Origin of the sequence: Synechococcus sp. CBW1002 (genome assembly GCF_015840915.1) — a bacterium.
In the GTDB taxonomy this organism is placed as follows: domain Bacteria; phylum Cyanobacteriota; class Cyanobacteriia; order PCC-6307; family Cyanobiaceae; genus CBW1002.
Genome location: NZ_CP060398.1, coordinates 420,320 through 436,399, shown reverse-complemented (window position 1 = coordinate 436,399; position 16,080 = coordinate 420,320). Strand labels below are relative to the sequence as shown.

The 16,080-nt window shown below is 59.2% G+C and carries 15 protein-coding genes and 2 pseudogenes; 7 read left to right on the top strand and 10 right to left on the bottom strand.

Annotated features, from left to right (window positions below; all coding sequences use genetic code 11):
• Positions 1-56 precede the first annotated feature (56 nt).
• Positions 57-1,325: a tyrosine-type recombinase/integrase gene (locus tag H8F24_RS02020; RefSeq protein WP_231598031.1), complete on the top strand. Its 1,269-nt coding sequence runs from the start codon at positions 57-59 to the stop codon at positions 1,323-1,325.
• A gap of 578 nt (positions 1,326-1,903) precedes the next feature.
• Here H8F24_RS02020 and H8F24_RS02015 read toward each other — a convergent pair.
• Positions 1,904-2,287: a hypothetical protein gene (locus H8F24_RS02015; protein WP_197170731.1), complete on the bottom strand. Its 384-nt coding sequence runs from the start codon at positions 2,285-2,287 to the stop codon at positions 1,904-1,906.
• A 1,178-nt stretch (positions 2,288-3,465) separates the two neighbouring features.
• On the opposite strand from H8F24_RS02015, the gene H8F24_RS02010 reads away from it, so the two are divergent.
• From H8F24_RS02010 to H8F24_RS02000, 3 genes are all read left to right on the top strand, one after another.
• Positions 3,466-4,359, top strand: a complete 894-nt coding sequence (locus H8F24_RS02010) for a bifunctional DNA primase/polymerase (protein ID WP_197170729.1) — start codon at positions 3,466-3,468, stop codon at positions 4,357-4,359.
• A complete protein-coding gene (locus H8F24_RS02005) occupies positions 4,289-5,836 on the top strand; it encodes an IS1182 family transposase (protein ID WP_197169597.1) in 1,548 nt (515 codons plus the stop codon). Before H8F24_RS02010 ends, H8F24_RS02005 begins: the two co-directional genes overlap by 71 nt.
• A 128-nt stretch (positions 5,837-5,964) precedes the next feature.
• A complete protein-coding gene (locus H8F24_RS02000) occupies positions 5,965-7,869 on the top strand; it encodes a VapE domain-containing protein (protein ID WP_197170728.1) in 1,905 nt (634 codons plus the stop codon).
• Positions 7,870-8,557: 688 nt separating this feature from the next.
• Here H8F24_RS02000 and H8F24_RS19845 read toward each other — a convergent pair.
• A complete protein-coding gene (locus H8F24_RS19845) occupies positions 8,558-9,067 on the bottom strand; it encodes an ISAs1 family transposase (RefSeq protein WP_255518229.1) in 510 nt (169 codons plus the stop codon).
• Entirely contained in the window at positions 9,067-9,684 is a 618-nt protein-coding gene (locus H8F24_RS19840; protein ID WP_197158602.1) for an ISAs1 family transposase, read from the bottom strand. The genes H8F24_RS19845 and H8F24_RS19840 overlap by 1 nt, the downstream gene beginning before the upstream one ends.
• A 57-nt stretch (positions 9,685-9,741) precedes the next feature.
• On the opposite strand from H8F24_RS19840, the gene H8F24_RS01985 reads away from it, so the two are divergent.
• The 3 genes and pseudogenes from H8F24_RS01985 to H8F24_RS01975 form a co-directional block, all read left to right on the top strand.
• The gene (locus H8F24_RS01985; protein WP_197170726.1) at positions 9,742-10,005 is read left to right on the top strand and encodes a hypothetical protein; all 264 of its coding nucleotides are present in this window, start codon (positions 9,742-9,744) and stop codon (positions 10,003-10,005) included.
• 14 nt (positions 10,006-10,019) lie between these two features.
• On the top strand, positions 10,020-10,433 hold the full coding sequence (locus H8F24_RS01980; protein WP_231598030.1) for a transposase: 414 nt from the start codon (positions 10,020-10,022) through the stop codon (positions 10,431-10,433).
• Positions 10,434-10,752: 319 nt separating this feature from the next.
• Positions 10,753-11,064 (top strand): annotated as a pseudogene (locus tag H8F24_RS01975) (transposase); the annotation flags it as partial.
• Between the two features lie 133 nt (positions 11,065-11,197).
• On the opposite strand, the gene H8F24_RS01970 reads toward H8F24_RS01975, so the two are convergent.
• The 7 genes and pseudogenes from H8F24_RS01970 to H8F24_RS20055 form a co-directional block, all read right to left on the bottom strand.
• Complete coding sequence (locus H8F24_RS01970) at positions 11,198-12,748, bottom strand: IS5 family transposase (protein WP_197170724.1); 1,551 nt, start codon at positions 12,746-12,748, stop codon at positions 11,198-11,200.
• A 239-nt stretch (positions 12,749-12,987) separates the two neighbouring features.
• Positions 12,988-13,539: an NAD(P)/FAD-dependent oxidoreductase gene (locus H8F24_RS01965; RefSeq protein WP_197170723.1), complete on the bottom strand. Its 552-nt coding sequence runs from the start codon at positions 13,537-13,539 to the stop codon at positions 12,988-12,990.
• 241 nt (positions 13,540-13,780) lie between these two features.
• Entirely contained in the window at positions 13,781-14,614 is an 834-nt protein-coding gene (locus tag H8F24_RS01960) for an IS3 family transposase (RefSeq protein ID WP_231598221.1), read from the bottom strand.
• Between the two features lie 49 nt (positions 14,615-14,663).
• The gene (locus H8F24_RS19005; RefSeq protein ID WP_231597691.1) at positions 14,664-14,951 is read right to left on the bottom strand and encodes a transposase; all 288 of its coding nucleotides are present in this window, start codon (positions 14,949-14,951) and stop codon (positions 14,664-14,666) included.
• A gap of 34 nt (positions 14,952-14,985) precedes the next feature.
• Positions 14,986-15,438, bottom strand: coding sequence for a hypothetical protein (locus H8F24_RS01955; protein WP_197170721.1), 453 nt, complete (start codon positions 15,436-15,438; stop codon positions 14,986-14,988).
• Between the two features lie 4 nt (positions 15,439-15,442).
• Positions 15,443-15,868: a hypothetical protein gene (locus H8F24_RS01950; protein WP_231598029.1), complete on the bottom strand. Its 426-nt coding sequence runs from the start codon at positions 15,866-15,868 to the stop codon at positions 15,443-15,445.
• 15 nt (positions 15,869-15,883) lie between these two features.
• Positions 15,884-16,030, bottom strand: a pseudogene (locus tag H8F24_RS20055) (hypothetical protein); the annotation flags it as partial.
• Positions 16,031-16,080: the final 50 nt, after the last annotated feature.

The following is a 16,080-nucleotide window of genomic DNA, read 5'->3' as shown; positions in this document are numbered from 1 at the left end:
AGAAATGCACTGAAGTGCTCCCTTCTGCTCCGTACTGTCCAACCGCTGTCCAACCGGTGACCAAACCCGCTCCTGCAGCCACCACCTGGGAACAGCGGGTGCGAGCGCATCTGAGGCAGCACCTCCCGGAGCGCTGCAACGTTGGTCCCGACAAGACCAGGCGTGCACGTCTTCAACAGCGCTTCAGTCAGCCGGATGGCTCCATCACCAGTGTCTCGGTGGCTCTGCCCTACGACTGGTCCGAGGCGCAAGAGCACGATCTGATCCAGCGGCTAAGAGTGATTGGCAAATACCTGGCCCAGGGGGAAGACCTCAAAACAGCAGCGAACCTGGCGAACAACGCCAGCAGCCATGCCGCCTACAACTGGCCCGCCATAGCAACCGCATTTCAGCGGCACAAGCAAGAGCACGGAGCTGGTATCACTGCGACCACTTGGGAAAGGAAGTACGCCCCCGTCGTCCAGGCCATGCTGAAACTGCTGCAAGGGCAGCGGGCACCATCAAACGGCGCGAACCTTCTTGAGCAAGCCGTGCGTCAGTGGGAGCTGGGAAGTCGCAGCCGTCAGATCGCGGCTCAGAACGGGGCCGCATTTCTGCGATACGCAGTTGAGCGACACGAGGTGAGCGCTCGTACGTGGTCGCCCCCGCAGAGTCTCACAACTGTGGTGGGACGACGCGCACCGACCCGAGAGCAATACGCCCTCGGGGATAGCCAGGTGATCCGGCTGGTGGAAGCGCTGGAGGCAAGCACCAGTGACGAAGCACGCCGGTGGGCCTTTGCGGTTCAGCTGTGTGCCGTCTACGGCCTCAGACCTACGGAGCTGTTTCACCTCCGGTTTCGGGGGGATGTGCTCTGGTGCCTCTATGCCAAGAAGAGTGGAGGCGGGACGACAAAACCGCGTCAACTACTGGCCGCACCGGTGATGGATGCTGATGGGACAAGGATGGAATGGCTCCTTGAAAAGAGGCTCCGGGCCGGAGAACCTCTCCCCGAGGTCGCAGAACCAAAGATGGCAGGGGATCGCATGGGGCGCTTCCTCAGACGACAAGGTATCTGGCAGCAGCTCTGCGGCGAGGCCGAGCATCTAGGGGAGGAGCTTGTGCCCTACTCCCTGCGGCACCGCTACTCGGCGACCTGCCACCGAAACAACTTGCCGCCGAAGTACATCGCCGAAGCCATGGGGCATTCGCTGGAGACTCACTTGCGACGATACGCCCGCTTCGTCAATCAAGGGGAAGCGGCGGCGGCATTTGCGGACGCTTTCGGGGAGAAGGGGGCCGGTAAATCGTCCGCAAGTGTTGAGAGTTGCGCTAAAGTGCTCTGAGGGGGAGGCTCCAAGCTTGCGACCTCTAAACCTGTTGACGTGAGTGGAAGCTCACTCAGCGGGTTTGCCGATTCATCACTGCCGCGATACGGAGCCAACACCGCGTTGTTGGCCGGCCTTCCAGCCGAGCGATTCTTAGCAGGCATCAAGCGGGATCACGTTTGTTCAGCTGCAGCCATCACGGCCGGCAGTGATCTCCCTTTGTGTGTATGACTACGACCACTGCCACTAAGTGGCTAACTTCCAACGAGCTCGCTAGGAACTTGAGAATCAGTCGCAATCGGCTGATAGAACTGCGCCGCAACGGTGTTCTCCTTCCTGGGAAGCACTTCCTTCTTCAAGGAAAAGTGAGAACCATCTGGGACGCTGATGCAACGGAGCAAGCGCTGCGTGAGTACAGCAGGTTTCGCAAACAGGTCCAAGTTGGCGAGACCTATGAGCGGGAAGAGGAGTAACGAAGTTGCCTAGCCGCTATGAGCAGCTGCTAGAAGGCTCCAGCAGCTGCTTTTCCACTGGCTTACTTGAGCAGCTAGACATCAGATTCAAACCTTATATCGCAGCAGGGTTTCAAAGCCGGACTACAAGCCAAGTGAGAAACCAACATTCCAGCCATCCTTGTCTAGCTGCTCCTTTGTGAATGACAAGTCTCCGCGTCGCGTTTTTACAGTTAATGCTTGTGGAGTCGCGTTAAGGCTAGTCTTAAAGTATAGGACGCAAACATCCCCCTCATTGCTTTGCATCCATTCCTTGGCGGCGCTCACATTGCTAAGTTTACCAGTTTGAGACTTTGCAAAGATTACCAGTCCTTGTTCGTCCATATTGCTCCATGATGATCCACCTATGATCTTACCATCTTGATCTTCGATGGTAACGGGTGACCCATTACTGACATCGCCATATCCCCCCGTTCCCTCGCAGTCATCCCAAGAACCATATATGTCTCCAGGGTCGAGGAGGGCCATGGTTCCGCTAAGGACACGCTTATTCATTGAACATGACTGAAGACCAACGAAACAGGCAAGCAGGATAAATGCCTTGGCAAGGGAACTTCTCATTAGCAATAAGTCAAGTATTTACATTCTAGCTCTAAGGCTAGGAATGTAAGCCCTCCAGGCTGTTGCGCTACAGGGGGGTGGGAGGGAGGACGTCGTCAAGGCCGGGGGTCACAGACAATCTCAACAGCTCACCCCCATGCATAGCCACTCCAGCCGGTATCCAGTACCACAGTGAACTTGTCAGCAGCACTCCATCCCTCAGAGGTCTTCTCGGATGCGGGCACAACCTCTCCCTGAAGACGCTAAGCCATCCACCAGTTGTAGATGGTCATCACGTAGATGCCCAGCTCCTCGGAAAACCGGGCCACGGCCTATACCGATGCCGACAAGGTTGGCGCGGCAGTTGTTGGTCCGAGCGATGTGTGATCTGAGGGAAGGGCGGCAGCGGCGGGGCTGAGGTAGCGGGACGCTGAGGGAGGGGCGGCGGCGGGACGCAGAGGGCAGGGTGAGTGGAACCTGACCTGGGCCTGGATCCGCGGCCGGATCCGCCGCAGCAGCAGAACCACAGGCCCAGACCCAGGTGTTTTACCCCCCTGTCCCTGCCTCGCCCTGCCCGCAACGTAAACGCGCCGCTCTCAGACTCTCTTCAATCGCCACTGCCGCTGGTGCAGCCGGAGCGTTGAGATCACATTTTCCCCGATAAATTGGTGCTGTCCACCTCATCCACTCAGCCCTACTTAGCGCGTTCAGCGCTTTGCTCTCTCCTCGTTTGTCCTCGATTCACATGTCCACTGCCGCCACACAACACACAGGCAAACCTCCCCAGCTTTACATGCAGTTAGGGGAGACCGAATGGCAGGCTCTAAACGAGCTTGCTGATGCACAAAGGGCCCCACGTTGGGCCACTGCAAAGCATCTCCTCGGTATTGGACTACGAGTGATGAACCCCTCGGGAACAGACCTCGGATTGATCGGCCTTCGGCCTTTTTGCATTCCAGGCGGCTGCCCAAAAGCGGATCCAGACCCAGCGGTCTGAGGAGATCAAGCCAACCCCCCTGGGCCTGGACCAGGGAAAGCATCAAGACAAAAAAGAGGGCCAGGGGTTAGCCGCCCCTGAGCCCTCAGTTCACTTACAAGCTTCCACCATGTTAGACCATGAAACCCCCTGCGGCAACACCGTTAACGGTGATCAGCCGGAGCCGCTGCAGCAGCCAACCAAACCCTGGATGACGGACGATGTGATCGAGCTCGTGTTCAGCCAGATCGCGCAGCAGGAGGCCGCAGACAAGGCCCATGCGGTCGCCGAGCACCTGAAGGAGCACCCCTGGAAGGACAAACAGCTCCTCAAGTGTGAGGGCCTCGCCCTGCTGCCCATCGGCGCCGACAAGATCCCTGTCAAGCCCGGGTTCGGCCATCACCTCAAGGAGTGGCAGCTTCATAGCGACACTCCGCAGGATATCCAGGCCCAGCGGTGCAAGAGCACTGTTGCGGTGGGCTTCCGACCTGGGCCTGACTCGGGCGACATCCTCTGCATCGATGTGGATGGCGCCGACTGCATGGAGCTGCTGGAGGAGCGCGGCTGCCGCTGGGAGGACGTTGGCTGGGCCATTGGCCGGGACAACACGTCAGATCGCCGAAAAGCGGCGTTTTGGGTGGAACCAGACATGAAGCATCAGCTCATGGATGTAGTCAAAGGCAAGCCGATCGGCCATAAGACATGGAAGATCACCGAAGGTGACAAAGAGCAGGGCGTCAGCGGACAACAGATCGAGCTGTTCTACGGCTCAGGCCAGTGCGTGATCCTGGGCAAGCACGGTAAGAGCGGCGGCAACTACACATGGCAAGGCGATCCAACGAAGGTCAATGAGGAGCCTGTCGCGCATAGATCAGCACCCAGTCTCTCCACAGCCGCCCATCAATCTGCCCAGATCTCAGTGACTGCAATGGATCTGGGCGATACACTCGGGCATGCAGAAGCGCAAGACCTTTCGCCCCTGGCAGCCGCAGCAGGCCACCCTGCTGCCGCCGTCACCGCGTGAGTGGCTCTCAGAAGACCACCAGGTGTATTTCCTGCTGGACCTGGTGGATGAGCTGGATCTCTCCGCGATCCTCGTACCCGCTCAGGCCAAGGACCCCCGCGGAGAGAAGGGATTCGATCCACGCATGATGACGATGCTGCTGCTTTACGCCTACTGCGTGGGCATCGTCTCCTCCAGGAAGATCGAGCGGGCCTGCTACGAGGATCTGGCATTCCGCGTGCTGACCGGCAACCAGCAGCCGGACCACAGCCGAATCAGCGAGTTCCGCCGGCGCAACCTTGATGCCCTCAAGGGCCTGTTTATTCAGATCCTGCGCCTGTGCCAGAAGGCGGGGATGGTGAGCCTGGGCCATGTGGCCCTCGATGGCACCAAGGTGCAGGCCAATGCCTCCAAGCACAAGGCGATGAGCCACGAGCGGATGCTCAGGGCGGAGAAGGAGCTCCAGAAGGAAATCAACGCCTTGATCCGCAAGGCCGAGATCCTGGATGCCCAGGAAGACCGGCGCTACGGCAAAGGAAACCTGGGCAGTGAACTTCCCGATGAGCTGCGCCACAAGCAGGGCCGCCTCGCAAAAATCCGTCAGGCCCGCAAGGAGATGGAGGCGGAAACCGCTGCAGCTGCAGCGCGGCAGCGGCAGGAGGAAGCCGAGAAGGCCAGAGCCAAAGCGACCGCAGCCGAGGAATCGGATGGATCGGCCCCTGAGCAGGCCGAGCTGAACAGGAAAGCGGAAGCCGCAGCGGCAAAGGCAGCAGCGGCGGGGGACAAAGCCATCGAGGCCGCCGAGAGCGCTGGCCTCGAGCCACCAGATCTGGAGCCACTCGCCTCTGACGCGATGCCCAGGCGTGGTCTGGCGAGAAAGGCTGACGGCACACCGACGGCCAAGACCCAACGGAATTTCACAGATTCCGACAGCCACCTCATGCAGTCCGGCGGCACCTACCTGCAGGGCTACAACTGCCAGCTGGCGGTCGACAGTGACCACCAGGTGATCGTGGCGGTGGGCGTCAGCAACCAGCCACCGGACGTGGAGCACCTGGAGCCCATGCTGGAGCGGATCGCCGCCAGCGCCGGTGAACTGCCGGACGTGATGACGATGGATGCGGGCTACTGGAGCGACGACAACGCAGGTCACTGTGAGGACCTTGGCATTGACGCCTACATCGCCACCGGCCGTCTGCCGCATGGGAAGCCGCCACCGCCACAGCGAGGACCGCTGCCCAGAGATGCCGACGCCAGAACCCGCATGGCCCGCAAGATCAGAAGCAAGAAGGGATCCAGGATCTACGCCCAGCGCAAAGCGATCGTGGAGCCGGTGAACGGCCAGATCAAGGAAGGCCGGGGCCTGCGGCGGTTTCTCTTGCGGGGCCTGGAGAAGGTCGATGGTGAATGGCATCTGATCGCTGCCACCCACAACCTGCTCAAGTTGTTCCGGTACAGGCGATCACAGCAGCAGCTCTGGGCAGCAGCGACGGGATGAGGGGTAGAGACCCTGGCAATGCCGCCAGGGCTGAGTCAACCTCGCCCCAATGAACCAGCTCAGCGGGAGAGGTAGACCTCAGAGCTCACCTCACCGGGATTCGTCGTGACCAGGGGCTCGCTGCTCTATTGGCAACAAACTCTGAGCCGAACGACGAATGGTGGGGGCTGATCCTTGAGCTGCTGGAGCAGACCCAGAAGGGGGCCAGCGGCCGTGACCGCACCCTCGCCGCCCGTAGTGGTAGTGCGCTGGAGCGGGAGTGGTCTGAGCAGCGATGGACCGCCGAAGAGGTAGCAGCTGCCGCAGGCTTGAGCCTTACAGCCGAGCAGCTTCTGAGCTTCGTGCCGAAGACGACCCGCGAGCTGATCGAGAAAGGCAGCCCCAGCGGTAGCCGCAATGAAGACGGCATCGCTGTCACCTTCAACCTGCGGGGCGCGGTGAACATCCTCTCCGAGCTGGGTCTGGATCTGCAGGTCCAGGTGGAGGAGCTGCTGGAACGCTTCGCTGACAACAGCGAGCGGATCGGCGGTGATTTCGATCGCGAGCGACTGCAGGGCCAGTACGACGGTCTGCATGACGATGTGATGCCGGGGCGGGATGTAGCAGCGTTCCGGAAGAGCCTCGGCTATGAGACCAAGGGGGTGCTGGGGGATAAGCCGAAGGGCCAGAAGAAGAAGAAGAAGAAGGCCCCCGGCAGTGGCGCAGCCGCCGGAGGCACCGACCCGAGAACAGAGCTGACCCCAGGCAGCCCCCCGCCGGAGCCCGCGGAAGGCGAGGGCGGACGGGCAGCACTGCTCTGGGACATAGGACAGGAGCAATGGGGTACGACTGCGGATGGAGATTTGGTGGAGCCGAATGGCTATAACAAGGTGACGTTCACCCGGCTGGTTGCAAACAAGCTCGGCGAGGAGCTTCGCTACAACGATCTGACGAACCTGGTTGAATACAAGGGGGGAATCCTCTCAGTGGATCAAGTAGATGGTCTAGATATAACATTGTCGAAACAGGATGTCTTCGTCTCCGAGTCGGTAGCCATTAAAGTCCTTCTCACCGAGGCAAAAGAGCATCGGTACGATCCGATCGCTGACTACCTCCTGGACCTGCAGACCCAGGAGGTTGAGGCCGCCGATATTGACCTGCTGGCATCGACCTACCTCGGGACGAGCGAGCCGCTCTACGACCGAATGCTCAAAGTCGCCGTGCTGGGCGCTGTGGCGAGGCGGCTGGACCCCGGCTGCCAGTTCGACACGGTTGTAGTGCTCAAGGGCGAGCAGGGCATTCGTAAGAGCACGTTCTGGAAGGCGCTGGCGTCAGCGCCGTGGTACACCTCCAGCGTTCCAGAAGGGGAGAAAGACCTAGTGCTGACGATCCACTCAAAGTGGATCTACGAGCTGGCAGAGCTGGAGAGCGTCACGGGCCGGCGGGACACTGGCAGGCTGAAAAACCTGATTACTACAGCTTCGGACACCCTGCGGGTGCCTTATGGGAAAGGGAATGAGACCAGAGAACGGCGAAGCATCTTCGTCTCAACCGTGAACGGGGATTCCTTCCTCAACGACAACACCGGAGAGCGTCGCTATCTGGTCATCGAATGCCCGCAGCTCTTCGATAAAGGCCAGCTGATCGATGTAGAAGCGGTCAAGCGGGATCGCGATGCCATCTGGAAGGGGGCGGTTCTCGCCTATCAAGCGGGAGCGCGGCCCTACCTGGCCCAGGAGGATCAGTGTGAGAGCAACCGGCGGAGCCAGGACTATCAGCAGGAGGACCCCTGGGGTCCGCTGCTTGATAAATGGATCCGAGGGGAGAACGCGCCGGGTCTCTTGCTGAGTGAGAGCCCCGCAGGCAAACCCGGCAAGGAGGGGTTCACCACCACCGATGCGCTGCTGGGCTCAGGGGTGCGGGATACGAAGACGCTGCACAAGCCCGACGAGATGGCGATGGCGGCGCTGCTGAGGGCGAGAGGGTACGAGAAGAAGCGGGTCCAGATAGGGCAGACAAGGAAAGTGCTCTGGCAGCAGGTCGAAGCCGTCTGAGGCGGCGAAGGCGAAGAGGAGGGGGGTCGCAGGGGCGGGCCATTTTTGTTGCGCGGCGAGGGCGCACCCTCCGCATCCGGCTGCGCCGCAGGCCCAGGTGGGGTGCCCGCCTCTCCGTGCCGCACCTCGTGCCACACCAACCCTCCAGAGGTGTGGCACGGGCAAAACCATTGCGGCGCAATCGGTCTCGGGGATTTTGATGCTTCTGGGCTGCCACACCTTAAACAGAGGTGTGGCAGCAAAAACCCTTGCAGTGCAGTCGGTCTCAGCCTCGTGCCACACCTGCCACACCTTTTTAAGGTAAAAATGAAATTGATAGAGGGAAAGAGGGGTAGCAGGGGGGGCAGAGGGGACGGAGAACGGGGAAGCAAAAAAGTGGTCAAAAAGGTGTGGCAGGTGTGGCCCCATCCGAGATCCACTGCAGCGCAACGGTTTTCAGTGCCACACCTCTGATTTTGAGGTGTGGCACGGGGGGGGCACCTGGGCCTGCGGCGCAGCCGGGGTGCGAGGGGTGCTGCCGCCGCGCCGAGACCGCCGCCCTTCCGGCAGCTTGCCGCCGCTCAGCGCTCACTCAGCGTCCCCGCCGCCAGCAACTCCCTGCACCGCAGCGGCTCTCGGGGACTGACCCGCCCCTGCCCCCAGGACCTATTAGAAGTCATCCTGATGGCTGTTTCTTCGCGGCTTCCTGTCACCCCAGCAGCCTCAGCAGACCCTTGATGTCGTGCGCGAGGGCAGCGATGGCCTCGGTGATCGACCAGATCCCATCGAGCCGCAGGGCATTGATCGCCAGGCTGCGGAGGGTGGCCAGGATCTGGACGCCGTTGTCCTCCCGGTAGCGGTGGCCGTCTTCCCGTAGCGCCACATCGCGCACCCAGTGCCAGCTGTTCTCAATCGACCACCGGTCTCTGACGTGCCGCAACAGGGCCTTGGCTCCGGTTCGCAGACTCGAGACGTAGTAACGGGTCTCATCCGTCGGCTTGCCATCACGGATGCCGTGGCTGCGCACGGCGATGATCGTGGCGCTGCCCGGCCACTGCTCCACCACCCACTCCGGTGCGGGCATCGCCCGCAGGGTCCAGGTGATGTCACGGCCCCGTTTCACTTCCCGTCTGCTGGTGCGCCACGGGATTCGCCGGCCATAGGTGAGCCGGTCTCTGATCAGCCGAAACCCCTTGCGGCGGCTGTGTTTGACGGCGATCAGGAAGTCGGCGCCGCGCTGGGCGAGATAGAGGAAAAAGGGCGGTTCGCCTGTAGCGCGTCGGCCTGCACCAGCACACCCTCAAGCTCCACCGCCTCCAGCAGCTGGCGCAGCGCCTGGATTTCGCCACCGGTATCGGTGGCGTAGGTGGTCTGGGCGATCGCCACGCCCAGCGTCTGGGAGTACAGGCTCACCTGGGCAATGAACTTCGCTGCGCCAGAGGTGTTTTCAGCGATGGAGCCCCGCAGCGTCTTGCCATCACAGACCAGGGTGTCGAGCCCCTCGGCCACGCCCGGCTGGGCCGCCATCCAGTCACGCAGGAGGGTTTCAAAGCCCGCCACATCCAGCTGGGCCAGCAGCAGCCGAAAGGTGGAGTCAGACGGCGACTTGCCGAAGTCAGTGCCCAACAGCTCGTTGAGCGTCTGCCGGTGGCGCTTTGCAAAACGCTCCATGCCCACCAGCGATCCCTGGCCGCTGAGGATCGCCAGGATGGCCACCAGCAGCATCCACCACTGGGGGAAGCGGATGCCGCGGCGCATCCGGCAGTCCGGCAGCACCAGGAGAAAGCTGATCAGATCGCCTGCTGCAGCAGGGTTGGCGGCGGGCTCAGAGGCCAAGGGTCAAGAGCGGGTCCCGCGCAGGTCACCGTAGGCGGGGCGCCACCGCCAGACCTATTGGGACAGACTTCTAATAGGCCCTGGGATCCCCACTGGCAACGCGGCATGAGCTTTGTGCGCATCGGGCTGGCGACGTTGCAGGCGTTCGTCGCTGAGGCCAAAGCGAGATTGATGGCCTGGATGCCCATCCCCAAGTGGGATCTGGGGCCCTGCATTCCCAGCCGTGGCGTTCAGAAGCGCCGGGAACAGCCATGGTTCACCCGCACCGAGTTGCCGCCACGGCTAAGACCTCAGCACGTGCAGCCACTACCTGTCGCATGAGCGTCTCAGCTGAGATGTGTCCGTCAGCCAGGGGCACCGCTGCCCTGAGCTCCGTGTTTGCCCAGGAGAGCGCTGGCGAGATCCTCAGCCGCTGGGATGATCTGGCCGCCTCGCTGGCGGAGCGCTTCCCCAAGGCCGATGAGCTCATGAATGGGGCCCGGGAGGACGTGCTGGCGTTCCGCCACTTCCCCCAGCACCACTGGCGCAACCCCAACCTGCTGGGGCGGGTGAAGGAGGAAATCAAACGCCGTACTCGTTTCGTTGGCATCTTTCCCAACGACGACGCCATCACCCGCCTGGTGGGGGCAGTGCTGCTGGAGCAAAACGAGCACTGGCAGCTGGAGGGCCGCCGCATGTTCTCCGCCGAGAGCATGGCCGCCATCCCGGAGCTGAAGAATCTGCCCGTCCTGCAGGACAGCCTGGGATAAGCGCCCACACCCAGGCCCCAGGAGATCGTGGTCGTGGCGCCCCCGGAGGGCGCAGCGGTCTCGATCACCGCCCGGGGGCCGGCACCGCAGACGTCACGACCAAGATTGCAGGTGTAGCCCACAACCGATCGGCAATCCAGACGAAAGACTTGACAAGTCAATCGTCTGGATTCATCGTGAAATAATGAGGTGCACATGCGCCTCGAGAATGACAGCCCGTCATTCACCCCTGTTCTCCCTCAGTCCAGGGCAATCGGGCCTCGGGATTTACACCACGCCAAGGGACGCGGCCTTCCCCGGCGCCGTGCCCGTGATGGAAGCCGCCCGGGACGACGTGCTGGCCTTCCTGCACTTCCCCCAGGAGCACTGGCGCAAGATCTGGAGCACCAACCCGCTCGAGCGCCTCAACAAGGAGATCAAACGCCGCACCAACGTGGTCGGCATCTTCCCCAATGACGCCGCGATCGTGCGGTTGGTTGGTGCTCAACTACTGGAGCAGCAAGAGGAATGGCAGCTGGAGCGCCGACGCTTCTTCTCGGAGGCCACCATGGCCAAGATTCCAGAGCCAGAAGAGCCGCTGGAGCTCACCGATGGTGATGCGGCAGACATGCCGGCTGCAGCCGTCAACTGAATCACATCAGCATCTTGCTTAATCCATACAGAGGGACTCCTGAAAAAGATTCTCGGCCCATCGGCGCCGGATTCGTCCGTTTGCTTCGCGTTAATCAGGCTGGCAAGCGCGGTGACATCAAGTCAGCCAGATCTCAAAAGCCTGGCTTGCAGATGCCCTCAGGCGCTCTGATCGCTGACCAGGCCATAAAAAAGCTGTAGATCCACCCAAAAAGAAGGACAAAAAAGAGGCGCAGCAGCCTCAAGACCTTTTCCGCGCACATCACGACAAAGGCCATCGAGATGGAGGATTCGGCACCAGCTGGTAGACGAGCCATGATCAGATCCAGGGAATACTTGCGCTTTCCAGAGCCAAAGACGCCTTCCACTTCATTGCGTCGAGCTTGATCAGATCGGAGCTGGTGCTTGTGTGCAGTGGTGACATCAGGATCCTTGGGCGGGCGACCCAATCGCTTGCCGGAGAGGCGAATACCGTTCCTCGTGCAGAAATGCCTATTCTTGGCCGTGATATAAATCCGGTCGGCGCAGATTCGCTCTGGGTAAGATCCTGTATCCAGCTTGTATTTTTCCGCCTGAGCGATAAGGTCTTCTCCTTCGTTGTAGGGGTTCCAGCTTATGCGGTGCAAGAACGGAAAGCCGTTTTGAACCGAAACACTGATTTTGGCTCCAAACTCCACCGCAGCACGTGCTTTGCCTCGCACCATTGGGCGGATATGGGTCTGCACAAGATTCACCAGGCGGTCTGGAATGCTGTTGGTCTGAGAGGCGAGCAGAAGGCCCTGTTGCCGCTCCAACTCGCTGCAGGCCAACAACTTCTGCCACCAATGCCTCTTAAGCTCGGAAAGCCTTGCCCCGCAGCCGATCAGAGCATCAATGGCCTTGAGATTCTGCCGCACATAGCCAAGCTGATGTTTAATGGCAGCCTTCACTTTGCGGCGACGTGGTCGTTTTTGCTTCGCCACTCTCAGGAAATGAGCACGAGCAAGGCCACGGTCGTAGCGAGGTCGATGTCTCCTGAATCCCGATGACTGACTGCACAGATCATCAATGACTCGCTCGGTCGTTGTGCGAGCCTCGTTGAGGAGCTTGAGGTCTCTGGGATAGGTGATGTCGGCTGGAGTGCAACTGGCATCAATCGTGAGAGTGCCCCAATTCTTTCCTTCTGGCCAGTCAGCAGGCTTGATCAACGCATCAAGTTCTAGCTGAGCGCCTCCTCCACTGGAATCACGATCATCATGGTCGTCATCGTCTGCTGCCTGAGCAAGTGCTTCCAGAAGGATCTCTTTGCCGCGCTGCACCACCAGCTCGTTGATACGGCGCAGATCCTCGTCAGAAAAACGCTTGCGAAAGTGCACCATCATCGAGGCATCAAACGGTGCCTTGGATGTGTAGCCCGCAAAGCCAAGAAAGAACTGAATATAGGCGTTCTCTCTGATCTGATGGACTGTCTCTTCGTCGGTGAGCCCTAACTTCTGTTTGATGTAGAGAGCACCAAAGGCCATTCTCACTGATTTGGCTGGAGCGCCAATTGTGGCGCTGAATTGAGGGGCATAGGTTTCTTCCAGCTCATCCCATGGGATCAGCCCCTCCAGTTGAACCCAGCGATTCTCGGGATCAAGTGTGCCGCCAAATGGCAGGTGGAACTCCTTGATTGAGATCTGACCGTTATTGTGCCTCCGGTACATATGGAGCGATCAGGAGTAAAGGCAATCACGGATTGCCTGATTCACGGCTACTTTAGCGGATTCTCATGCTTGAGACCAGCTGCGGCGCAATGGATCTGGATTTTTCAGGAGTCCCTACAGAACTCCACGATCGCTGAGTTGCACATTCAGCGATCAGGGTTCATAGTGGATGAACGGAGCTGATCAATCAGCCCCGGACAGTCATCTTCTGACTGCTCCTGTTCACCCTCCGGAAAGGGTCACAGGACCACCTGAGTTACACCACTCAAAGGGGCGCTACCCTTGCTGGAAAGGCCGTGCAGATGGCAATGTTCACGGCGGGCAGTCCAAAAAGGATGGTCGCTGAATCTGGTTTCCTGCTCGTAAATTTTTCGCCGACCGGTTAGGTGGTGAATCATCGATCGCTCAATTGCTTTGCGGTAGGCAATGCATCGATCGGTTGACCACTGGTGGTGCAAGTGATCAACACACTCGGCAACTTGCAGCCCACTCCAAATAGCATTGGTCGATCCGTGGGATGAGAGAGGATCAAGACTGATTGCTGCATCACCAGCGAGAAGGAATGCGAGCCCACTGGTCTGATTGGAGACTTGTGTGGTTTGTTGCTGGTACTGAACGCTGTAATGGCGAATGATTGGTGCAGAGAAATGGTGGAGGTTGAGATCTTTGATCCAGTGTTTTAAATGAGTTGTTTCGTTAAGTTTTTCTGCGATGTAGTGGGTCGTTTTTACGTCGTGATCTGTTGATTGATTCAGGTCTGTTGCAAAGAAGAGTGAGAGCCCGCCATGCATACGTGGTGCTGCATACCACCATCCTGTTGGCGCGGCCTCAAGAAAAGTCGAATGAATTCTTGAGTTTTCAGCATTGCTCAGTTGCCAGTATAGAACGTGAAAGTGATCAATTGACCTGCTTGAAGCCTTTGTATGGCGAAGTGCCGAGTTAGCGCCTGTTGCATCAATTATAAATCGACTTTTGAAGGTTTTTCCTTCTCTGGTCTTCCCAGTGAATTCCCCTCTGTGAGGTGGGTGCCTTTTATTGGACAGTTCCGGCCCCTGACATCGTTAACCCAGGACGGGTGGAACATGGTTCGGCCTCAGTGTAGACCGCGTGGGGAGTTTTGCCTCCAAGGGAACTGTGAGGTCTTACATGGCAATACCGCCACAGGAAGCGGGCCAGGCTGATTTCAGCGTCCCAGCCATCGCTGTATGCCCGTAGGTAGACCTCCTCGTACTTGACAGTCCTCCACAGCCGTTCAACAAGGATGTTGTCGTAGCACCGCTTTCTGCCGGACCAGCTGATCTGGATCCGCTCCCCTTTGAGTCTGGCCACAAAGTCAGCGGACGTGAACTGACAGCCTTGATCGGAGTGGAAGATCTCTGGCCTACGGCCGCCTCCCAAGGCCATCTCCAGGGCCTCCAGACAGAACTTCGTGTCAAGGCTGTTGGAGAGCCTCCAGCTGAGCACATGCCTGGAATGGAGATCCATGATCGCCACCAGATAGAGGAACCCTTTCTGCAGAGGGATGTAGGTGATGTCGGTCGCCCAGACCTGATCCACCGACGTGACCTGCGTGAGGTCCACCAGGCAGGGGAACCGCACGGACGGATCACCTGGAACCGTCGTCCGGGGCTTCTGGTAGATCGCCCGTAATCCCATGCGCCGCATGAGGTTTCGCACTCGATCTCGGCTGATCGGGATACCATCTTGGGCCAGATAGTCCACCATCCGGCGGCTGCCGCTGCAGGGATCCTCCAGGTAGAGAGCATCGATCCTGGCCATGATCCGCAGCGTCGATACACGGACCGGTGTCGGCCGGTAGTACAGCGTGGATCGAGGCAGCCCCAGCAGCGCACACTGCCTGCTGATGCTGAGCTCGGGGTGGTCGTGATCGACCAGCTTGCGCAGTTCACGGGCATCAGAGCAGTTGAGACTTTTTTTTGAGCCACTCCAGCTCCATCTGCAGCCGTCCGATCTGCTGGAACAGCTCCGCCTCCTTGGCCTGCCCCTCCTCCTTGTCCTTGGTCTTCTTGCCTCGGGTGAAGAGCTCGCTGGCACCGTCCAGGAGCTGCCGCTTCCACTGGCTCACCTGGATCGGGTGGATGGCGTGGTCGGCGGCGATCTCCTGGATCGTCTTGCGGCCACTGATCGCCTCCATGGCGACCCTGGCCTTGAACTCGGGGCTGTGGGTGCGGCGCTTGCTCATCGGTGGGAGCCCCTTTCAGGGGCGGTACCCCGCCTCAGAGGTTAACGATGGGGCCTGTCCAGAAAAGCCAGACCACCTCACTGTCTTGTGTGATTGTTCTGATTTTGCTCGATTGTCTGATGATCTTTTCCGTATTCGTGGCCAGCTGGAGCTGATAGATCAGTGTTTGCTTGTCAATCAGGACCAGATTCTTTTGATGGGCTCCGTTGAAGCTGACAGGCCGTTGTGTGAGGTGAGTGGACCCCCAGCAGGAGTAATGCGATGACACTGGAATGGCGCACTTCTTTAAAATTGGCTCGATTTCGACCAGTTTGTCGAGAGAGAGGAGGCCGGAAAGTTGTACGCTTTCAGGCCAGAGGCCGTCGAATTCTTTGATCGCAGGTGAAATCCACCTGACATGATGACCACATTGATTGAGACTCAAAACTGCGCTTATACCACTTAAGCCACTGCCTGCGACGACAATGCTTGGCTCAGTGCATGTCAAGATCTCAGGATTTCTCTTGATTTCGTCTGTCGTGAGGTGACATCATATCAATTGTTCCACGCCCAACTTCAACGAAAAAATCTTTTGTTAGCACTGGATTCAGCTGATTAGAGTGACTGTTGGCCGCTGGTGGCTTTCTGACCACAAATCCCAATCGCTGCCACAGCGTAATAATGTTTTCCAAGCCATCCCAATAGCTTTGGTTGGCGTGGTAGCCAACACCATCAATGCGTCTGGACCAGCGAACACGTTGATTGGCGAACATAACGCGTTCGTCTTGGCTCAGATTGGTGTTAATGGCTCTCAGGTAAAACTCTTCGGGTAAGACATCAATGGGTAAAAGAGCCGGCCACCAAGTTGCAGTTGGAAAATCTTCTTCAAAGTCAACTGATTGGCAGCTAAATGCATCGCATTGCCAGGGAATACCCATCCACCTGGTCAGGTCTCCCGGCATTTGTTTCCCGATGGGAGACGCCGACAAATTTGTAGTGAGCAGGATCTCGGGTGTGAGTTCAGGTCCGAGATCCTGAATGAGTGAGGACCGATTGCCAATTGCAATGCGGTAGGGTTCTTTTTTTGAGTCGAAATGCTTTTGATATAGTGTTGCGTGTCTTAAGTTATAAGTTAATTCAACGCCTGGGT

What these genes read in the sequence shown, in the direction of transcription:
- H8F24_RS02015 (WP_197170731.1), bottom strand. Translation starts at nt 2,287, where the DNA reads ATGGCCCTCCTCGACCCTGGAGACATATATGGTTCTTGGGATGACTGC.
- H8F24_RS02010 (WP_197170729.1), top strand. Translation starts at nt 3,466, where the DNA reads ATGTTAGACCATGAAACCCCCTGCGGCAACACCGTTAACGGTGATCAG.
- H8F24_RS02005 (WP_197169597.1), top strand. Translation starts at nt 4,289, where the DNA reads ATGCAGAAGCGCAAGACCTTTCGCCCCTGGCAGCCGCAGCAGGCCACC.
- H8F24_RS01980 (WP_231598030.1), top strand. Translation starts at nt 10,020, where the DNA reads ATGTGTCCGTCAGCCAGGGGCACCGCTGCCCTGAGCTCCGTGTTTGCC.
- H8F24_RS01970 (WP_197170724.1), bottom strand. Translation starts at nt 12,748, where the DNA reads ATGTACCGGAGGCACAATAACGGTCAGATCTCAATCAAGGAGTTCCAC.
- H8F24_RS01965 (WP_197170723.1), bottom strand. Translation starts at nt 13,539, where the DNA reads ATGCATGGCGGGCTCTCACTCTTCTTTGCAACAGACCTGAATCAATCA.
- H8F24_RS19005 (WP_231597691.1), bottom strand. Translation starts at nt 14,951, where the DNA reads ATGAGCAAGCGCCGCACCCACAGCCCCGAGTTCAAGGCCAGGGTCGCC.
- H8F24_RS01950 (WP_231598029.1), bottom strand. Translation starts at nt 15,868, where the DNA reads ATGGGTATTCCCTGGCAATGCGATGCATTTAGCTGCCAATCAGTTGAC.